The organism is Paenibacillus sophorae, assembly GCF_018966525.1.
GTDB lineage: Bacteria > Bacillota > Bacilli > Paenibacillales > Paenibacillaceae > Paenibacillus_AQ > Paenibacillus_AQ sophorae.
This window is the reverse complement of the sequence record NZ_CP076607.1, coordinates 1,262,799-1,282,079: the sequence shown is the minus strand read 5'-3', so window position 1 is coordinate 1,282,079 and position 19,281 is coordinate 1,262,799. Positions and strand designations below refer to the sequence as shown.

Annotated in this window: 14 protein-coding genes; 1 reads left to right on the top strand and 13 read right to left on the bottom strand. The window is 49.5% G+C overall.

What is annotated here, in order from left to right:
- Nucleotides 1-57 precede the first annotated feature (57 nt).
- The 10 genes from KP014_RS06095 to KP014_RS06050 all read right to left on the bottom strand — a co-directional run bounded on the left by KP014_RS06095 (nucleotide 58) and on the right by KP014_RS06050 (nucleotide 13,973).
- A complete protein-coding gene (locus KP014_RS06095; RefSeq protein WP_051499921.1) occupies nucleotides 58-2,694 on the bottom strand; it encodes a glycoside hydrolase family 31 protein in 2,637 nt (878 codons plus the stop codon).
- A gap of 401 nt (nucleotides 2,695-3,095) precedes the next feature.
- Nucleotides 3,096-4,373, bottom strand: coding sequence for an ABC transporter substrate-binding protein (locus KP014_RS06090; RefSeq protein ID WP_246590650.1), 1,278 nt, complete (start codon nucleotides 4,371-4,373; stop codon nucleotides 3,096-3,098).
- Entirely contained in the window at nucleotides 4,300-5,556 is a 1,257-nt protein-coding gene (locus tag KP014_RS06085) for a response regulator (protein WP_063619471.1), read from the bottom strand. Before KP014_RS06085 ends, KP014_RS06090 begins: the two co-directional genes overlap by 74 nt.
- Nucleotides 5,534-7,324: a cache domain-containing sensor histidine kinase gene (locus tag KP014_RS06080; RefSeq protein WP_036594282.1), complete on the bottom strand. Its 1,791-nt coding sequence runs from the start codon at nucleotides 7,322-7,324 to the stop codon at nucleotides 5,534-5,536. Before KP014_RS06080 ends, KP014_RS06085 begins: the two co-directional genes overlap by 23 nt.
- 188 nt (nucleotides 7,325-7,512) lie before the next feature.
- On the bottom strand, nucleotides 7,513-8,151 hold the full coding sequence (locus KP014_RS06075) for a hypothetical protein (protein WP_036594284.1): 639 nt from the start codon (nucleotides 8,149-8,151) through the stop codon (nucleotides 7,513-7,515).
- A 106-nt stretch (nucleotides 8,152-8,257) separates the two neighbouring features.
- Nucleotides 8,258-9,244, bottom strand: coding sequence for a glycosyltransferase family 2 protein (locus KP014_RS06070; RefSeq protein WP_036594286.1), 987 nt, complete (start codon nucleotides 9,242-9,244; stop codon nucleotides 8,258-8,260).
- A 91-nt stretch (nucleotides 9,245-9,335) separates the two neighbouring features.
- Entirely contained in the window at nucleotides 9,336-11,681 is a 2,346-nt protein-coding gene (locus KP014_RS06065; protein WP_090834453.1) for an ArnT family glycosyltransferase, read from the bottom strand.
- 749 nt (nucleotides 11,682-12,430) lie between these two features.
- A complete protein-coding gene (locus KP014_RS06060) occupies nucleotides 12,431-12,904 on the bottom strand; it encodes a DUF1697 domain-containing protein (RefSeq protein WP_051500080.1) in 474 nt (157 codons plus the stop codon).
- Nucleotides 12,905-12,931: 27 nt separating this feature from the next.
- Entirely contained in the window at nucleotides 12,932-13,228 is a 297-nt protein-coding gene (locus KP014_RS06055) for an antibiotic biosynthesis monooxygenase family protein (protein ID WP_036595464.1), read from the bottom strand.
- Between the two features lie 76 nt (nucleotides 13,229-13,304).
- Nucleotides 13,305-13,973, bottom strand: a complete 669-nt coding sequence (locus tag KP014_RS06050) for an alpha/beta hydrolase (protein WP_216700467.1) — start codon at nucleotides 13,971-13,973, stop codon at nucleotides 13,305-13,307.
- Between the two features lie 250 nt (nucleotides 13,974-14,223).
- Between KP014_RS06050 and KP014_RS06045 the strand changes: the two genes are divergently transcribed.
- Nucleotides 14,224-14,559, top strand: a complete 336-nt coding sequence (locus tag KP014_RS06045) for an MGMT family protein (protein WP_036595460.1) — start codon at nucleotides 14,224-14,226, stop codon at nucleotides 14,557-14,559.
- Here KP014_RS06045 and KP014_RS06040 read toward each other — a convergent pair.
- The 3 genes from KP014_RS06040 to KP014_RS06030 are packed head-to-tail and all read right to left on the bottom strand — an operon-like array spanning nucleotide 14,549 to nucleotide 19,209.
- Nucleotides 14,549-15,808, bottom strand: a complete 1,260-nt coding sequence (locus tag KP014_RS06040) for an extracellular solute-binding protein (protein ID WP_036595459.1) — start codon at nucleotides 15,806-15,808, stop codon at nucleotides 14,549-14,551. The two genes, KP014_RS06045 and KP014_RS06040, sit on opposite strands and share 11 nt — an antisense overlap.
- Nucleotides 15,809-15,830: 22 nt before the next feature.
- On the bottom strand, nucleotides 15,831-17,393 hold the full coding sequence (locus KP014_RS06035) for a response regulator (protein ID WP_036595457.1): 1,563 nt from the start codon (nucleotides 17,391-17,393) through the stop codon (nucleotides 15,831-15,833).
- A 19-nt stretch (nucleotides 17,394-17,412) separates the two neighbouring features.
- A complete protein-coding gene (locus tag KP014_RS06030; protein ID WP_051500079.1) occupies nucleotides 17,413-19,209 on the bottom strand; it encodes a cache domain-containing sensor histidine kinase in 1,797 nt (598 codons plus the stop codon).
- Nucleotides 19,210-19,281: the final 72 nt, after the last annotated feature.

Genomic DNA, 19,281 nt, shown 5'->3' with positions numbered 1-19,281 from the left:
GTTGGAGACAAGAGTCTCCAACCCGGTAATTGATAGTTGGCAGTTCCGGCAGCGGTATTATTTGCTTCCATCTACATCGTCTTGTGTTTGAATCTTCACTTTCTGTTTCTCGTTTACCGGAATTTTGACATACAGCACATGTTCATTCGCATCGAAGTAGTAAGCTCTTTCTTGCCCATTCATTTCTTCCATGCTGCCTGCTTCGGCATACTTGTTGTTAGCGGCTTGTACTTTCTTCGGTTCTACAGCATTATGAAGCTTCAGCGTGTAGGACTGAATGTCGGAAGCGTAATTCTGAACTTTTTTGTCCTGTTCGAATTCGACGTGGTTTCCTTTGTTTTCCACATGGAAGTCGGTTACGTTGAATTCGCCTCTCGTGTAATCCTCTGTAGTCGCATCATCCTGATAGTAGCTGTAGGAAGCATTGCCGTTAAGATAGGTGTCGAGAATCAGATTCGTCAGCTTTTTCTCGCCGGCATACTGCTGGACTTCACGGCTCGGGATTACTGAGTTTTGCTTCACGTAAATCGGAAGCGTGCCGAGATCAGCTTGTTTTGTGATCGTTTGGCCGCCCTCAAACTCTTCGCCGGTCCAGTAGTCGATCCATTTTACGCCGGCTGGCAGATACACGCTGCGTGACGTTGCGCCCTTCTCCACAACCGGTGCAATCATCAGAGAATCGCCGAACATGAATTGATCTTCGTTATTATAGGTGTTCGGGTCATCCTGGAACTGGAATACGAGCGGCTGCTGAATCAGATTTCCGGTTTCATGCGCTTGTTTGAACGCGTTTTGCAGATAAGGCATCAATTCATACCGCATGGAAATATACTTACGGCTGATATCCTCAACTTCCTTACCGAATTGCCACGGTTCTTGTCTATTAATGTTTTGCTTAACCGATGGGCTGTCACCGTCATTATTGTAGTGGTCCCGAGAGAACGGCAGGAAGGCGCCAAGCTCAAGCCAGCGTGCAAACAATTCCGGTGTGCATATTTCGCCCAATTGTTTATTTTTGGTGAATCCGCCGATGTCATTGCCGACAAACGGGTGACCAGCCAATCCGACATTCGCATTCATTGGAATCGACATTCTGAGATGTTCCCAAGTGCTGTGGTTATCACCGGTCCAGGTTGCAGCGTAACGCTGCGTTCCCGTATATCCGGCACGAGTCAACACAAACGGACGGACGTTCGGTTTGAGGTATTTGAATGCGTTGTAAGACGCTTCCTCCTCCATATGCGCATACGTATTGTGAATCTCTTCATGCGTATGCTTAACGCCGTTGTCATCTTCAAAGACAGCGTCAAGCGGCAGCGTCCAGTGGTCTTTGGCTATAAAACTGACCGGTTCGTTCACGTCGTTCCAAATGCCGTCTATGCCTGTGTCAAAAAACGGTTTGTACTGCTTGGACCACCAGTCGCGAGTTTCCTTTTTCAGGAAATTTGGATACACGGAGGAAGGCGGAGCAGACGGGTCCCAAGGCCAAAGCTTGCCAAGGAAGTCGGTTCCATCGGGATTTTTAACCCAGAGGTCCTTCGCGGTCCCTTCATCATAGACACTGTAGCCTGGCAAAGCCCTGATCGCCGGATCGAAGATATTCACTTGATGGAAGCCCATCTCTTCCATACGCTTGCCCAGCCCTGCAGGGTCGGGAACTTTCTTCCCCCAAGTAAAGGCTTTATAGTCGTCCATATATTCGATGTCAAAAAACAATCCATCCGCCGGAATTTTCTTTTCACGGTACCCTGCGGCTACTTCCTCCATGTCGTTTTGGGAATAAGCCCAGCTCGATTGATGGAAGCCCAAAGACCATTCAGGCGGCAGGGGGATTTTACCGGTCAAATCGGTATAACGGTCTACGACGTCTTTAATCTGCGGTCCATTGAAGAAATAATAGGTCAGTTTGCCGCCGTCGGCGTAGAAGTAATAGTAATCGTCACTTTCCTTCGCAAAGTTATAATAAGTGCGATACGTATTATCGAATAAAATGCCGTACGCCTTTTTATCTTTCAACCCGATAAAGAACGGAACGGATTGGTAAATGTATTTCGACTCATACGGAAACGGGTCCTGATGCCATATGCCTTCTTCCTTGCCGCGTTTGTTCAACCCGTCGGTTTTCTCGCCCAAACCGTAGAAATTCTCGTTGTTATCGGTCTTTTTGAACACGTAAGGCTTCCCGTTTTCGTAACCTATCCCTTGCTCCCCATCCTCGTTAATGACGTTTCCGTCTTTATCCATATATTTGATTCCAAACGGGCTTTTCTTGATGTCCACGGTCAAGCTGTCGGTTGTAATAACGATTCCCTTATCGTCTTCCTTCACTTTGAATTTAGGAGCGGGCCAATCCGTTTTGGCGATCCCCACAGAGGTGTATTCTTTGTCGCCTTTGTTCAAGAGCGATACTTTAGCCACATCGGATGTAAGCATCCGTACGTAAGCTTCCTGCTCGCCTAAATTAAGCTTTACGCCATTGTCCAGCTGCTCGAAGCTTTGCACCGTCATTGGTTGTTGCAGTTGGTTTTTGTCAAGAGGCCTGTCAGGAGTTGGTCTAAATGCTTCTACCGGGAAAACCAAATCATCCGCAAATGCAGGTTGAGCGAGATAGAGCTGTGAAACGGCATTGCCTGAAAGTAGAACAGCAGTTGCTAATAATGCGGTTACCGCTTTTTTCGTTCTTTTTCGTTTCATTAGGTTTCTCTCCTTGTCAATGAATTGGTCATGCTTTGCCCTTCCTATGCTCTCCCCCTCTCTGCTCAAGCGAATATATTTATTTCGATTTCATGTTCCATGTTAGGTTAACGAGCGGATTTCGAGCAATAGCGACAAGGACTCAAATAGCCAGCGCCGGGTGCAGGAGCGGCGGGACGTATCTAAATTGATATTGCCCTCTAAATGGACACCACAAATCATCCGGCAAAAGGACCAATATGAATGCGAAATCAAGGCTTTTAACCTCCATGCGAACAAGTGAAGCTGGCATCAATATAAATATAGGTCTTGGATAAGGGAACCCAACTTTATGCTTGATATGGTATTATTTCACAAATAAAAAAGGCTTAAGAATTTGTTGATTCTCAGCCCATTTCAACTTATTTTTCCGAATACCTGTTCCACGATTTTTGGAATTCCTGCAGAAGCTCATCCCTGTTCATTTGTTTATTGATATAAGCTTGCATGGCAGGCCCAAACTCATCACTCACTCCGGCAGGGTATTTGAACCAGTTCCATGATAATGTTTTGCCTATCTTTACGTATTTGATAATATCAGCGGCAAGGGGATCCGGATTTTTGATCTCTATATTGGAAAAGGCGGGAATAAACTTAAATTGTTCGGTCATAAATCTTTTGCCTTGTTCCGAAGAAACCATCCAGTTTAAGAACTTTTTAGCCTCCGCTTTCTTCACATCGGTTGTTTTTTCGTTTACGACCCAATTGTTGGGAATACCGATCGCGAGTGCATCGTTTTTCGCCGCATTGTCGCTGATCGGCATCGGGAAGAATCCTATGTTCATGTTCGGTGAGATCTTGTCCAACATCGGCTGTACCCAGTTTCCTTGTTGGATCATCGCTGTTTTACCCGTTGCAAAGCCGGTGACTGCCGTATTGTAGTCTATAGTCAGCGGATTCTTGCTGCCATATTGTACGGTTAGATCAAGCAGTTGGAGCAGCCCTGTAAATGGTTCGTTTCCTTCAAACTTTTGTGTTCCGTCCGTCAATCCCTTAATAAAAGCATCAGGGTTGTCCTGTTGCGCAAATGCGATGTTTAACATAATCACACCAAGGATCCATTTTTCCGCGTACCCGATCGAGAAAGGAGTGATATTCATGGCCCTAAGTTTTTCTGAAACATCTTTCAATTCGCTCAGTGTTCTCGGTGTTTCCCTAATACCCGCTTTCGCAAACAAATCTTTATTGTAAATAAAACCGTAGCCCTCCACATTCATCGGCATGCCGTAGATTTTACCGTCCATTTCCATCGGTTCCAACGCGTAATTATACGCATTTCGGATCCAAGGCTGATCGGACAAATCCTCCAAGTACTCTTTCCATAGTTTGGCTTCCTCATATCCGCCGTTCGTATAAATATCCGGACCTTTCCCGGCAGCAAATTGGGTCATCAGCATCGCACGATCATCAGCGCCCCCGCCGACCGTCCGAATTTGAATATCCACATCCGGGTATTCCTTCTCGTATTCTTTCACCAGCTGCTCAAACTGGGTGGCAATCTCCACCTTGGGATTTAATACGCTCAAAACGATCTTATGAACTTTTGTTTGACTGGTTTGCCCTTCCTCATTCTTTTCCCCGCACGCCGCAAGCGATACGACCATCATCCCTGTCAACATTATTTTCATAGCTTTTTTCACAAATCTCCCCTCCTTTCCTTTTATTTTGGTTTCCGTAAAGACCGCGGTATTGGGCCGGCGTCATACCCACTTCTTTCTTGAATAATTTTGAAAAATACTTTTCATTTTGATACCCCAGGTTCACTGCAATCGAGTAAATTCTTTCTTCCGTTTGACTAAGCCATCGTCTGGCTTGTTCAATTCTTAATTGAATTAAATAATTGGATAGGTTGATCCCCTGCTCTTGTTTAAACCGGCGGCAAATATGCTCCCGGCTTAGAAAGAAACGATTGGCTAACTTATCCAAAGAAAGTTCCTCTGTATAGTGCTCCTCCAAATAGGAGACGATGTCATCCATCCGCCGTGCGTCATCTAAATCGCTTAGACGATGAATGGTCCTGAAATTCTGCAGCTCCATCGCTTTTTTGGCCGATTGATAAGCACTCGGCAGATCTTGTAAGGATGTTAACGGGCCGCCGCTAACCAGCCGTACCGGAATATCAAAGTGGTTTGAAATCCATTGCTCTATAGAGAGCTTGCTGCCGCGCGAGCTGATCACAAGACCTATGCAATCATCGTTTTGCGGAACAAACGCATTGCCCCACTCCTGACTCATCATCTCCTCAGCGAGCAGATTGATGTAAGTATCGGCGCTGTGAGTATGGTAAAAATAGACCAGGGTCAGATCATAGGCATCCGCCTTCGGAAGGTACCCCGCCAGATCCTCCCCATTCCAAGGCTCTTCTTCACAGGCTGCCGTAATTAACCGGTTCCTGCGCAGCCTTTCGGCCTCTTGGGCAACGACGGAGTCGCTTCGCCGTTCGGCTTCCTCACGTTTCCAGGCAAATATGGCGCTCTCCAAGACCGTATTTAAGGCATCTGCTTCAACAGGCTTCAATAAATAATCAAAGCTGGAGCATTGTATGGCTTTGCGCATATAAGAATAGTCATCATACCCCGAGACAATAATTACTTTTCCGGTATAAGCTTGCTGGTTTAGCCACTCCAAAAGCTGTATACCGGTGACTTTGGGCATTTTGATGTCGGCAAATATAATTTCGGGCCGCTCCCTTTCAATAATGGTTTGGGCCTCTTCCCCGTTGCCGGCTTCCCAAATTTCCGTCACGCCCAGTTGATCCCATTGTCCCAAATACCGAATCACATCACGCACATTGAACTCATCATCCACAAGAAGAGCTTTCATGATTATCGTCCTCCTTTGATTGGGTTGGAATTGTAATAAGGACGGTAAATCCTCCGCCGGGATTCGAATCCACCTTCAGGCCTCCGCAAGAACCGTAGTTCAATATTAACCGATCATGTATATTTTTCAGACCGATCCGGTTATTAGGTGATGCTGCGTCGTGGCCGACTGCGTACAATTTCCTTCTCAATTCGTTCAACTCTTCGAGGGACAAGCCGGGGCCATCATTTTCCACAACAAGTTTCACATCCCCTTCTTGAAGCCATCCCCGAATGCTGAGATGCGAACCATAATGCCCTTCTTCAAAACAATGCTTAAAGAAGTTTTCAACGAGAGGCTGTAAAATCATGACCGGGACCGACATGTCCATTATGGAATCTTCTACCAAGATGGAGTGGCGTAATTCTACCCGAAACCGTTCTTTTTGCAGATCTAAATATGCTTTCACATAGTCCACTTCATTACGAATCGAAGCCCAATTGTCCATTCGGATCGTATACCGCATCATTTTCGACAAGGAAGTCACCAATTGATAAATTTGCGGAGTTTGGGAACGAAGGGCAACCGCACCGATGGATTGCAAAGCATTATGTAGAAAATGCGGGTTGATTTGAGATTGAATCGCTCGGTATTGGTTCGTTTTGTTCTCAAGTTCCAGCCGATATTCTCTATCAATGTACAGGTTGATTCGTTCCATCATATCCTTGATGTGCCTCTCCAAATGACCGATTTCGTCACGGCCGGTATCATTAAACCAAATATTCGTATGCCCTCCTTCAATCTTTCGGACTTTTTTGCTTAACAACTGAATAGGACGAGTGATCTTATTGGAAATAAAATGAATCATAATAAGCCCCAAAATCACGACAACCACACCAAAAAAGGCGCTAATATACGCCGTTTGCCGTACATCGCGGTATAAGTTGCCGCTTGAAGTCACCTTGACCAAATGCCAATCCTTAAACTCACCCGGAAGCGGCTTGGACATCGTAATATCGCCTGATCTTCCACTTGTTAAAGACAATCCGGAACCGATCTTCCAAGGTTTCCCCATCAGCGTTTGATCGGTTGAATAGACGATGGTCCCATTCTCATCCGTAAGTAATACCAATTCGCCTTCCTTCAGAAATCGGCTGCAAATGGTGGAAAACCGGCTTAAGTCGATATCCATGGTGACGACCCCTAAAAATTCGTTGGAGAGTATATTTTTGATTTTATGATGTATCGTCATCACCAACGTCCGATCCGACATTGGCATAACGGCAGAACCATTATAATTCCGGATCAAATGCGGCGGTTCAATCAAAAAATTGGAGTCGGATTTAATCAAGTGCCGAATGGGAGGACTTTCCGATAAATCAGGCTGCTTCTTGCGGGCACTCACCTTAGCATCGTAAACGGTAAAAGAATCCCCGTCCTTTACGATAAAAAACCGAACTTGGTGAATTTCTCTGCGCATCAGATAAAAGGCTTGAAACCATTTATCAACTTCAAGCTGATTCGAGTAAATTTCTTTATCAAAGCCTCTTTCGAATATCCGGAATAACCCGGGATTAAGGTATAAAATATACGGCAAATTGACCATATCCTGAAAATATTGTCCGAGCTCTTCACTGCCCTTTTGAAGCTGAACCTCGCTGATCCGATATTCGTGCTGCTCTACCTTTTCTTTGGTATGAAAATAGATGGCCAGTACCGAAATGAAATAGGGCACAATAATAAATACGAGAAGCATGACCAATAAGCGGTTACGGATGCTGCTATTCATGGCATGGATGTTCCTTTCCGTGTTTTCCGTCATGGTCTATTATAAAACAAGAAATACAATGTAATGGATAGATATAATTGGAAAAGTTTTATTTCCCCACCACTTCAATCCGCACATAGCAAAAAGGGCCGCCCCTTAGGTCATCTTTCATGACTTACGGGACTGCCCTTCGCTACATAATCAACGATTCAACTGTGTTGGCTAGACGGTTTCAGGGGTTCTTTCCCTTTTCTTTCGAGTACCCGGACAAGAGCCCAGACCGCAAGACTTGCGATGACTGCTAGGATTACCGACCCGCCGGCGTGCAGCAGCAGTACGGGAACCCAGAGCAGCCCAAGTGAACGGTGCACCGTACGCATCCACTTGTTACGAACCTTGTTAATGAAGAAGCCGTACCCGGCGATTACCAGCAAAATGACGAATCCCGCGAGACCGGTGTAAATTTTGTTGTCTTCCGGTTTGGTAAACAAAAAATAGATACCATGAACTGCAATGACAGTTAGCGTCGCCCAGCCAAGCAGCTTGTGTACAGAACGCAAAAGCTTCCCGGTTCTCCGTATCAGCATCGACGGTGATTTCAGCTTCCTCTTGAACCAGAACCAGGAAAAGCTGCATGCTCCGAGGAATACGGAAATGGTGCCGAGCGTCTTAAAGATTTTCCCGCCGCCCTCAGGCCCTTCTTCTCTGGGAGGACGCATTACCCCAGCGCCGCCTATCGGCTTGCCGCTACTGTGAGACGGAGACAAGTAATAATAGTAAGCCATGAGTAGCAGTGCTGCCACAACTGCCAGGATTGCCGGAATCCAGATGGTCTTCTTCGTTTTCATGGGATGCACCTCACTAAAGGGAGTTGCATTCATTGTACCTGGAAAAGATGAACAAACTATTAAAATTATATAAAAAATTTAAATTACTCAACCAGGTTCGATCATATTATTTAGACTCATAATGTGCCGTTTGCAGTCCGACCGGCTGCGGCTTCTTTTTCCCCTGGTACACTTCCTGCACGATATACAGCGGACGTCCCTTGGACTCGTCGTAGATCCGGCCGATATATTCGCCCATGATTCCGAGCATCAGCAGCACGAAGCCGTTGAAGGTAAGGGTAATCCCGATGACCGAAGCCCAGCCCTTAACCGCCGAATCCGTAAAAATCGCGAGATACAGCACGTACAGCAGATACAGAAAACCCGACGCTGACAGCAGCGCACCAAGGTATCCGGCCAGCTTCAAAGGCTTATACGAAAAAGAGGTAATGCCGTCCAACGAAAGCTTAACCATCCGCTTCAGCGGATATTTTGTTTCCCCCGCGAGCCGTTCGTCGCGCTCGTATTCGATCGCCTTCTGGCGAAAGCCCACCCAACTGACCAGTCCGCGAACAAAACGGTTTTTCTCCGGCAGGCGTTTCAGTTCGTCGCATACCTTCCGGTCGATCAGGCGGAAATCCCCCGTATCCACCGGAATGTTGATGTCGGTTGAATACGCCAGAACCCGGTAGAACAAGCTTGCCGTCCATTTTTTGAACAGGGTCTCACCGCTGCGCTTCACGCGTTTGGCATACACCACCTCATAGCCGCTCTTCCACTCCTCAATCATCTGCAAAATCAGCTCTGGCGGGTCCTGCAAATCAGCGTCGATAATGATAACGGCATCGCCCAGAGCATAGTCCATACCTGCGGTTATCGCTACCTGATGCCCGAAGTTGCGAGAGAGGTCGATCAGCTTCACGCTCTCGTCCCAGTAACTGTACTCCTCGATCAACTGAGCGGAGCTATCGACGCTGCCGTCATTGACGAAAATCAGCTCATAAGTCTCTCCCGTCGTTCCCATCACTTTCTTGATCCGCCGGTAGGTCTCCTGAATAACCGCTTCCTCGTTGTACATCGGTATAATTACGGAATAGCGCACGTTCGAGTCCATGAGTAGCTCCTCCTTTTTAAAAATAGGGTGGCAGGCGCGCCGGCAATAGGTTATCAGTACGCCCGCTTGTTATAACCAAGGCTCTTGACGGTCAGTTCAGCGTAACCTCGTACAATGTGCCGCTTGTACCGCCGCTTGCACCCTGCCATTCCGAGGATGGGACTTCCGTGCCATGCTCGGTGATCCATGTCGTCAATTCCGAGTTCCCCTCACGTCCGCCGCCCATGCCGCCGCCGGAAATATAGAAGTATTTAACCTTGCCGCTCTCTACCAGCGCCTGAAGGGTATCCGTCGTGTACACCACGTCAGAGCCTGAGAAGCCGTTAAGAATGACGACCTTGCTGCCTTCGATGATATAAGGCCCGCCTGTGCTGTAATTCGTAGTGGCGAACAGGTACTCTTGGCCCGTATTATGCTCTTTTAGATAAGCGACCAGCGATTCGTTGACGTTCTCGCTCTCGCTGCCACCGAAACCGAATTGGCCTCCGCCGAAGCGGCTGTCCGGTGCGCCGTCATCGCTTTGGGCGCCAGTACCATTCTGAGCATTTGCACCATCCTGGACACTCGTTCCGCTCTGGGTATCCGCTGCGTCCGGCATATTGCCGTCAGGCATGCCCATCATACCGCCTTCGCCCGAGCCTCCGCCAAAGGCTCTGTTCATTCCGCCGCCCATGCCGCTCCGGCTGTCAGGGCCCGCGGCTGGAGTCATGCTGTTCAGGCCATAGGCAATCGGCGTGAGCGACCAGTAGAGTGGGCCGATCAGCAGGACGAGCAGTCCGGCAACTGCCGTGATTCGAGTCAGCGGCTTCTTGGTGATTTTGAAGAGCGCCAGCAGCCCGGCAGCTGCAATGCCACCGGCCAGAATGCCGATGGACCAGCCGGCCCCGATGGTTTCTTTATACGGATTGAGAATATACCACTCGAAGCCTGCCGTTGCCAGAATGGCTGCCGGCAGCAGCCAGGAGAGCCAGTCCGTACGCTCGCGGTACAAGCTCCACAGCTTGACGAAGCCCGCCCCGGTAAGCGCCGCGATCGGCGGAGCCATCATAATGAGATAATATTGATGAAAGAAGCCCGCGATACTGAAGAAGCCCGCGACCGGAATCAGCCAAGCCAGCCAGAAGATGGCCTCCTTATGCTTCTGCGTAAAATGTCTTCTGCGCAGACCGGAGAAGATGCCAACGCAGCCCAACAGGATGAATGGAAGCAGCCAACTGGCCTGCCCGGACAGCTCCGATTGGAACAGCCGCAGCGGTCCCGCCGTGCCGGTATTGAACATGCCGCCCGCTCCGCCGCCTATCCCGCCGCGGTTGCCGCCCATTTGTCCGAATTCCCTTCTGCCGCCGTCATCCGCTCCGTTTCCCGGGAACTGCCCGCCCACTCCTCCATTCTGCCGGCCATCGTCCGCGGAGGATCCGTCCTGCGTGCCGGATGATGCCGCATTCGTACTCTGTCCGACCGCAGCATTTCCGTTCTGATTTCCGGCCGCCTGGCCTCCGCCGTCCTGTCCGTCACTATTTCCGCCGTTCGTCCCCGGCACGGCGCCGCCCATTCCGGGCATTGCACCGTTCATGCCTTCGCCGCCGTTCCACAACGGCATCTCTCCGTTCATTCCCTGCGGGAAGCTTCCTCGCCCCGCATTGCCCCGGTCCCCGGTCAGACGCGATACGCCGTTATACCCGAAAGCCAGCTTCATGACCGAGTTAGTGGTGCTGCTGCCGACAAAAGGGCGCTCGCTGGCCGGGACCGAATCCACGATAACCGCCCAGGATACGGAGACGGCCAGCATGACAGCAGTGCATGCGGCCAGCACGCCCGCTTTTTTCTTCCAGTTCATCTTTAACGCCAGCCAATAAAAGAGATAGAAGGCCGGAACCACCATGTAAGCCTGAAGCATCTTTTCGTTGAACGCCACGCCGATTAGGGCGAATGCGGCGATTAGACTGCCGATCTTGCTGCTCTTGGTTCCCCTGAACAAAAACCACGTTGCCAGCAGCAGCGTGAACACGAGCATGGCATCGATATTGTTCGTTCTGCTGACGGCCGCCGCCACCGGCGTAAGAGCCATTGCAAGAGCACCGATACGGGCCGCCATTTTGCCAAAAGCCGGTTTGATCAGCAGATAGACCAGCAGTACCGACCCCACACCGGCCAGCGCCTGGGGAAGAATAACGCTCCAGCCCTTCAGGCCGAATATCCAGGCGAACAGCGTCTGTATCCAGAACACGACCGGAGGCTTATCCACCGTTACCGAACCCGCCGAGTCCAGCGAAGCATAGAAGAAATTATGCCAGCTCTGCAGCATGCTTCCCACCGCAGTTGTATAGTACAGATTGACGTACTTGTCGTTCCAGATCCCGTAGCCGTACAGAAATGCCGCAAGCAGCAATATAGCCACCAGAACGAGATCGGAACCCAGCTTCCTAATTAGTCTCACTTAATCACTCTCCATCCGCTCATTGTTTCTCCGGCTGCCTACAGGCCGCCGCTTCCTCTTCCGTACTGTATTATTGCATCCCTACCTTAACTCATAATGAATGCCCGCTGAATGTTTTCTGAAGGAACAAATCGGCTGCTGACAAGCCATACCGTCCATCCTTGTGAAGAAAAGGGATAGAGGGAACAGGCTATCGTTTTGTTCGTTTTGTTCGTTTTGTTCGTTTAGTTTGTTTTGTTCTGTCTGTTCTCGTCTGTTCCAGCAGAACAGGCAGCGCAGGCAGCGCAGGTAGCGCAGGCTGCATTTCCTGCAAATCTGCAGGCTTCGCGATGAATTTCTCCTAGAAAAAGAGAAATAGATGCGATTGTGCATCTATTTAATGCTTGAACGCCGCTATGGGGAGATTGGATGCTAAGTGCCTGCGCATTTGCAGGAATTGAGTTAGGGAGAGGGTTCTACGAGTAAAAAGATGTATAAACGTAGCAATTTTTCGAAAACTTCCGCCTCTGCCAGCCGCCCTAAGGGTGATAGGGCGGTATGCTCGTTGCCGCTTCAAGACATATAGTTGTATTTAAAAGCAAATAAGCTGCCTCCAGCAGAGCGCCGGAAGCAGCTTATGGTCTTTGACGTCTATTATTTTCCAAATTCAGGCGCTCACGAACAAGACGTTTCTTCATATCATTCTTCTCGTGCCAGCGCCGCAAGCTTGTTCACCGTGTTCCAGTTGCGGGACGTGGCGGACACGCCCATTATTTTTTCCAGGGGGACCTTGAACAGCGGTGAATCGCTACTTTCGTTTTATAGAGAATGTACATTTCCTTGCCAACGACGCGCAGCTTGTCCTCTCCGTCCTCATAAGGGCGCAGCCGCTCCAGCGCTTCATCCGTAAGCTCTCCGGCCAGAAAAGAAACATACAACCGCTTGAACTCCTCTGCCTCGGTCAGCTCGAACGGGTTGTTCGCGATTGCCGCCTCCAGCTCCTTCGCAGTGCGGATAACCACGGATGCTTCAAAGCCGAAAGTCTCGCGAATGCCTTGTTCAATGGCTTCCCCAAGCGCCTCATCCCCGGTATCCCGGCCATCGAACACCACGTTTCCGCTCTGAATATAGGTCTTTACATTCTGAAACCCGAGTGACTGAAGCATCGTCTTCAGATCCTGCATCTTGACGATCTTATTCCCTCCGACGTTGATGCCGCGAATCAGGGCAATATACTTTTCCACGGGAAGGCCTCCTTTTCCGTCTTTCGCTTATTTCAGCTCGATGTTGGCAAAATGCTCGACCACCGGAAACGGGCTGTAGTAGTGATGAAGCAGCGCCTTCCACTCCAGATACTGCGGGGATTCCCTGAATCCTACCGTATGGTCCTCAAGATTCCGCCAGCGCACTAGCAGCAAGTACTTGTGATCGTCTTCCAAGCATTTTTGCAGTTCGTGGCCCAAATAGCCATCGATGGAGGAAATGAGTGGCGAGGCCTCCTTGAAGCTGTCTTCAAACGCCTCCGTCATTCCCTGCTTGATGTGCAGCATAGCCGCCTCCAATATCATGGTCATCCGCCTTTCAACTATTCGTGATTTCCCAGCCAATCCGTTCAATTTCCATCCGCATAACCGCGTTCACTCCTCACGAACCCAGCGCTCCGCGATAAAATTCATGTACTAAATTATTAACCACAATAAGAACGGCTAAAGACTCGTTGACGCTGCCGACTTCAAGGGAATGATTGGCTTCGTCGATTTTGTACAATGCTACGTTCGTTAGATTGCTGATTCCTGCCGCGTCCTCCTCGCTGAACAAAGGGTCGCTTCCGCCATATATAACGGTGCCGCCCGAACGTTTGATGTAAGGAACCGTATCCCGTAATGGTGTCAGATACAGACACTCCGCCTTTACAGAGGAATCTGAGGATGCTGCGAGGCTGCCTGCGATGACCGCGCCGATACTTTTACCGATGAACAGCAGTCGTTTATAGCCCGGCACTGATGCGAGCGCCCTCCCGCATTCTTCCTCGATAATTCCCATTTCCTCACGCTTCAGCTCGGTTCGCGCGCTTTGGTAACCATATTCCAGCAGCAGCAGATCGCAACCGTGCTCCAATGCGTTCTTTCCCGCATAATGCAGTAAAGGAAGCTCCGCCGGATAATTTTTCCCAGGAAAAACAACCGCCAGCGTATCTGATCCCTGCGAGTAGTATTTATGTCTGACTTCCCGGCCCCAATGCGAGGGCATCGTTATGTATTTCATCACCTTATCCGCCATTTTCCCGGTCACCTCCTGAAACGAATGATCCATCGATGAATCGGGCCTTTCGCCCTGATTGCCTCTCATTATACCTTTAATTAACAGGAGGTGGAAATTAAAAAACCGGCCCCCCGCTGCGTGCGAGTAACCGACTGTAGGAAAATAATGGTTTAAGCTGCGTCACCGTAAATGCCCATCAGCGTTCCTATTTGCCCTTCGACAAGGGTACATGTGTTTAGGCAGCTCTTCCTTTCTCTGATATAATTGAAAGATATAGCTTTAGGAAAGGAGCGTCCTCAAAGTGACGCCGTTTACGGAAAAAGCCATTCGCATCATACAATCCATCCCTGAAGGGATGGTAATGACTTACGGAGGAGTCGCCGCAGCAGCAGGAAGCCCGCGGGGGGCGAGGCAAATTGTTCGGATTCTGCACTCTATGAGCCGAAGCCACAAGCTTCCCTGGCATCGGATCATTAATGCACAGGGAAGAATCTCGCTGGCGGATGGGGAATCCGGCGAGATTCAGCGGCTGTACCTCATAGGGGAAGGCGTCGAGTTCGATGAGCAGGGAGCCATCGACCTGAAGCGGTTCGGTTATGATCCAGGCCCAGCAGACATTAACTTCATTAATCTTTAAGCAGCTTATCAATTTCCTCGGCTGCACGGTCCAAGCCTTCCCTCGCGGACAGATGGCCCAGAAAGATTTGATTCATGTAGACGGTATACATCTCATCGATTTTGCTCCAGTTCTTCACAGGCGGCCGCAGGAAAGAGTCATCGACCTCCTCAACGTAAGGATAGAGGTAGGAGTGACTGCTAACGTTCAGCGCTTTAACCGCTTCCTTATTAGTCGGAATTAACCCGGCCTTGGCCATAATTAGCTGCCCTTCGAGGCCAGTCATCCATTTCATAAAAACCCATGCCTCGACCGGATGCCTGCTGCCTTTCATAATGACCAAATTCTCGCCTCCTATAATGGAACTCGTTCCATTCCTCTTCGGAAACGGTACAGATAGGGTTTGTTTAAGAGCCTGTCTCTTGTCGGACTCTTTCAACAAGCTGAAGAACCATGGTGCTTCATCCGTTAACAACATGCTTCCGTTCCGTACCCCTGCCCAGTTATCCCGGTCCTGGGTCAGGGCCGAGAGATGAATGAGCTTGTCCTTGTAGAGATCCGCCAGCTTCTCCACCGCCCGGACGGTACGGTCACTATTCAAATATCCGGAAGCCCTCGTAAAGTCCCGGTCCATAAATAAGCCTCCCAGACTGTAGAGGTATGGAAGGGTGTCCCAAGGTCCCAAGCCCGCCAGACCGATTACAAAATGCTGCTTACGGGCCAGCTCCAGAATTTCATCCATGGTGTGCGGAGGCTCCGAGTATCCGGACCGCGCCAGAAGCTCCCGGTTAAATATAGTAAGTTTCGTATACAGGTTGAGCGGAATCGAGTAATACTGGTCATTATAATAACCTGCACTCATGGCCTTTTGATGAAACGCGTCCCTCAGATCGTTGAAGCCCGGAAAACCGTTTAACGGCTCAAGCAGCCCCTTATGCGAAAACTCGGGTACCCAGGCGATGTCCATCCTGACGACATCCGGACCGCGGCCCGAAGAGGCGCGCGCAATCAAGCTGTACTTTAATTCGTTATTGTTGGCTAAGTTTATGCACTTGATCCGGATGTCCGGATGATCCCGCTCAAAAGCAGGTATCAGCTCCTGCATCAGTATCCGGGTTTCCCTATCGTTATACGTATGCCAGAAAATAAGAACAGTCTTATCATTCCCTTGAAGGGTCTGTACGCTCTCCGGATTCGAGATCATGGAAGTACCTCCACATCCGGCCGTTAACAGCAGGATCAGAATAAAGGATATCCAGCGCGTGGCCAATTAAAGATTCCTCCTTTATTCGTTATACGCTAGTTGACATCTTTGTACTGTCCCTATATTCCATAGGAGTAGATCCCGTACTTTTTTTAAATACCTTGCTGAAATATTTAACGTCTTTAAACCCGGCGGCTTTGGCTACATCGGAAATCCGGCTGTCACTCTGCGTCAGCAGCCGCTTCGCTTCCCGAATCCGCAGCTCGATCAGATGATCGATAAAGGTTCGGTCGGTTTGCTTTTTGAATAGCAGACTGAAATAACTTTTACTGAGATGAACGGTATCCGCTACGCTTTGCAGCGTCAAGTTCTCGGTATAATGAGAGGCTATATATTCCAGCGCCTTTGTAACCAACTGTCCGCCGTACCCGTTATCCAGCAATTTAGGAATGAACGATTTCCCGATTTCCTCCAGCTCGCAAACCATGAATGCCGCGAGCTGCTCCAATGTCTCTGTCTTGCGGAGCTGCTCATACCGTTCAGGAAGCAGGGCGCCGTTGTCGGCGTGGAGCCGGCAGGCTTCGGTAAGAAGAGCAATCGCCTCCTGCTGGACCGTTTCCGGACTCAAAACCATGCTCTTCCAGCGTTCCACCGCAAGATCAACTGCGAATGAAACCGGTTCGCCGCTGCGGATCATCTCGAAGAAGGGTTCCCAGTCATAGTCAAGCCCGGTGTCTTTTACTCTGGAGCTGGTTTCCGCTTCTCTTGCATTATATAATCCGCCCACTCCTTCGAAGAACCGCCTTTGACAGGCGAAGCGGCTGGCGAAATATCCAGACAGTATACGGCTTGCTCCCCGCTTCACAGCGAAGCCGGCCGACGCGGAAATTCCCCACTCCGCTTGAAGCCGCTCCTTCCACTGAAGAAGCCACTGCCGGGCCTCCTCCTCCGGGCCGGGAAAGATCAAGAACAGGCTGCTTTCAGCAGCTAGCAGCGCGCTTCCTTCCTCCGAACGCTCATAGAACGCTTCCTGCAGCTCCTCCAGCAGCAGCTGAACATATAAGTATCCGTGATTTTCTTTCCATTCCTCAGCCCCATCGAGCATAAGATACACACAGGCGTAGGAATGTTCCAGCCATGAAGGAATCCAGACGGTTGAAGAGGATAGAACCTGCTCCTGTACGATCAGTCTTTTGATTTCCTGCTCTGCGCGCTTCCGTTCCAGATACATGGCGCCTTGCTGATACGATTTCAGTTCAAAGACCTTTTTCCGTTCCTCCTCAAGCATAGAAATACTGCGGCGCAAGACGGCAAGCAGATCTTCCTGCTTGAGCGTTAGCTTGAGCAAATAATCGACGGCGCCAAGCTTCAAGCCTTCTTTTACGTAATTAAAATCACTGTAATTACTGATTAGAATCACCTTTAGCCAAGGGCAAAGGGCCAGGGCCTTCTTCATCAGCTCGATGCCGTCCATTAGAGGCATTTTGATATCCGTGATCAGAATATCGTAAGCCCGGCTTTCTAATTGGGCCAGTGCCTCCGCGCCATTTGCAAATTCTTCTACCGATGCCCCTTCCTTTTCCCAGTCGATAAATGCACTGATCCCGTTACGGATGATAGGCTCGTCATCTACGATAAGTACTCTGTACATGGGTGTTTCCTCCGATCTGTCAGTTCTTAGAGGATCTTTCGGAAAGTGCTTTTAATAAAATGTGTACCGTCGTTCCCTGGCCGGGCCTGCTTGTAAGAGAGCAATTCCAATTTTGAGCATAATAAAGCCTCAGTGTGTCGTAGATATGGCGCAGGCCGATTCCGATCTCGCCATGTTCTGCTGCCGTTTCCAGATTGTTCAGCACCTTCAGCTTATCCTCCGCGATGCCTAAACCGTCATCTTCCACTAGAAATTCCAGGTACTTGTCATACTTTCGAATCCGGATCGATATCCGCCCGTCTGTATTTTTCGGTACGATCCCATGAAAGATAGCGTTTTCCACCAGCGGCTGCAGCAGCATCCGGGGAATGATCACCTTCTCCGTGCCCGGTTCGACATCCAGGTCCAGTTGAAAGACTTTTTCGTACCGAAGCTCCAAGATAATCAAATATTTCCTGATAATATCCAGTTCCTCTTCCACCGTAATCCGGCTGCCGCTTTTGCCCATATTCGCCTCCAGCAGATGGTTCAGCGCCGACAACACTTCGGATGCACGGTCATTCTGCTTGGAGTCAATTAGCCACCTGAGCGTGCTGAGCGTATTATATAGGAAGTGGGGGTGAATCCGGTGCATGACCGCACGGAGCTCAGCATGATACTTTTCACTCTGTTCATCCTCCACCTGACGCATTAAATGTTCAATTTTGTGAATCATCTTGTTAAACTGCTTGCTCAAAAAGCCGATTTCATCGGATGTCCGAACGTCCGCCCTGACCCTCAGGTCTCCGTTCTGAACGGAAAGCATGCTCTGGGTCAGCTGCTTTACAGGCTGAGTCACCCACCTGGCGATAAAAAGTCCGATTCCGATGGCGACCAGGGAAAAAGCTGCTGAAGAGAGCAAAATCCAGGTCTGAAGACGCTCCAGCGGCCCGCTTATTTCCGCAACCGGAACGGTGCCGACAATCATCCAGCCGTTGCTGAGCAGCTGCTTAACCCCATAGTAAGGGACTCCATTCATGTGAAACTCGAACTCCACGGCGTTATCACCGACAATCCGCTCATATAAATCAGGGTTCTCCACTCTCTTGTTGATCATATCGAGATTGGAGTCGATCATGATCCTCCCTCCGGAATCGACCACGAAGAACTTGCCCGTCTTCCCGAGCTGCAGCTGCCGGATCGTACCTACAACCGACTGCCCGTCCAAATTAATCTGCACCAGTCCGATATTGCGCATGGTATTAAAATCCTTAAGAACTCTTGCTACCGGCAGAACCAAATCCGTATTAACGCCGCCTCCGCTGAGTTGATCATACTGAAGACCCTGCCAAACCAGCTCTCCGTCTTTACGTTTGGCTTCCTTGACCCAGTCCTGGTCGGACAGCTGGATCTCCTTCAGCTTCTGGTCGGAAAAGGTGCCGCTGCCCCAGCCTCTCCCCTCCTCTTTCAGCAGATAGACGATTTTGACAAAGGAATTGGAATAGACATAATTGTTAAGCAGCGTATTAATATATTGAAAATTCCAGTTCTCTTCGTAGGTTGGACTGTTGCCCAGTTCCATGGCCGCCCGCTGAATGTTCATATCGCTGGAAATAAAATCGGAGGTGTCGATCCCCACATCGAGAATAAAAGAGAGCGACTCCGCCGTTTGCTTCGCAATTTGAATCGTTGACTCACGCGCGTTCTTTTTCAGAATGGAGTCGGACAGCCAATAGAAGGACAAGCTGGTAAAGAGAGTTGGAATGATAATAACCAGCAGGAGGACCAGTATAATCTTGGCGGTAAAACGATTGGATATTCGCAATTTATGCAGCATACGGCCTCTCCTATTGTTGTGTTCGTTAATAAAAGTGTACAGGATACAAAGCTGGATACCAATGGTATTTAT

Bases quoted from the DNA above. Each gene is read 5' to 3' on its own strand.
- KP014_RS06070 (WP_036594286.1), bottom strand. From the start codon at position 9,244: ATGGACTCGAACGTGCGCTATTCCGTAATTATACCGATGTACAACGAG.
- KP014_RS06035 (WP_036595457.1), bottom strand. From the start codon at position 17,393: ATGTACAGAGTACTTATCGTAGATGACGAGCCTATCATCCGTAACGGG.
- KP014_RS06085 (WP_063619471.1), bottom strand. From the start codon at position 5,556: ATGAAAGCTCTTCTTGTGGATGATGAGTTCAATGTGCGTGATGTGATT.
- KP014_RS06055 (WP_036595464.1), bottom strand. From the start codon at position 13,228: ATGATATTGGAGGCGGCTATGCTGCACATCAAGCAGGGAATGACGGAG.
- KP014_RS06050 (WP_216700467.1), bottom strand. From the start codon at position 13,973: ATGGATCATTCGTTTCAGGAGGTGACCGGGAAAATGGCGGATAAGGTG.
- KP014_RS06075 (WP_036594284.1), bottom strand. From the start codon at position 8,151: ATGAAAACGAAGAAGACCATCTGGATTCCGGCAATCCTGGCAGTTGTG.
- KP014_RS06095 (WP_051499921.1), bottom strand. From the start codon at position 2,694: ATGAAACGAAAAAGAACGAAAAAAGCGGTAACCGCATTATTAGCAACT.
- KP014_RS06080 (WP_036594282.1), bottom strand. From the start codon at position 7,324: ATGAATAGCAGCATCCGTAACCGCTTATTGGTCATGCTTCTCGTATTT.
- KP014_RS06030 (WP_051500079.1), bottom strand. From the start codon at position 19,209: ATGCTGCATAAATTGCGAATATCCAATCGTTTTACCGCCAAGATTATA.